The sequence below is a fragment of the Paenarthrobacter sp. GQ52 genome, assembly GCF_059759005.1.
The window spans coordinates 1-828 of the sequence record NZ_JCAXEJ010000044.1; the positions used below are offsets into that span (position 1 = coordinate 1).

The following is an 828-nucleotide window of genomic DNA, read 5'->3' on the forward strand; positions in this document are numbered from 1 at the left end:
GTTATAGGACAAAACGTGTGTATGGGAGGGGCTTGCTTCCCAGTGATCGCACGGGAAATCCGGGGTAGCTAAGCTTTTGAAGCTTAGGGTGGCTGGGGTGCTTGCATATCTCTGGAGTGTTTGATTTGTGGCCGCGGGCTGGTTCGGAACGGGAAAACAGCTGCCGGTAAGCAGCGGTACCGGTGTTTGAAGTGCGGGGCGAGCCGCTCGGGTGAACGTCCCGATGTGAGCCGGAAAGCTGAATTGGACGCGTTCCTTGGCTGGCTGCTGGGCACGTCGAACCAATCAGCCGCGACCTCGTTTGGCACGGCCCGTTCCTTCCGGCGCCGCACCGAATGGTGCTGGAACATTGTCCCGGAGATTCCGGTCACCGGTGAGGTTTATGACCAGATCCAGGTCGACGGGATCTACGTGGGCTCGTGGTGCTGTTTGATCGCTGTTGCCGGGGATCACGTGCTCGGATGGCAGTGGTGCGATACCGAGAAGAAGGCCGCGTGGGCTGCCCTGCTCGCCCGGTTCCCTGCCCCCACCGTTGTGATCACTGATGGTGGCTCCGGATCGCGGCAGCGCTGTCCGAATGCTGGAGTGAGACCGCGGTCCAGCGGTGCCTTGTCCATGTCCAGCGCAACGTCCGCACGTACCTGACCGGCCGACCCAGGACTGAGGCGGGCAAGGCGTTGCTGCGGCTAGGACGGGCCCTGACGAGGATCACCACCGCCGCTGAAGCGGCCGCGTGGTTGGGCGGGCTCAATGACTGGCACCAGATCTACGGGCACTTGGTCAAAGCCCGCACCTATCGCACTGGCAGCGCCGTCGTCCCGGGGTGGG

The 828-nt window shown here is 63.3% G+C and carries 1 protein-coding gene and 1 pseudogene; both read left to right on the top strand.

What is annotated here, in order from left to right; translation table 11 throughout:
• Positions 1–120 precede the first annotated feature (120 nt).
• A pseudogene (locus AC6CH8_RS22810) lies at positions 121–192 on the top strand (IS1/IS1595 family N-terminal zinc-binding domain-containing protein); the annotation flags it as partial.
• 33 nt (positions 193–225) lie between these two features.
• Positions 226–645: a hypothetical protein gene (locus tag AC6CH8_RS22815; RefSeq protein WP_498192463.1), complete on the top strand. Its 420-nt coding sequence runs from the start codon at positions 226–228 to the stop codon at positions 643–645.
• Positions 646–828 lie beyond the last annotated feature (183 nt).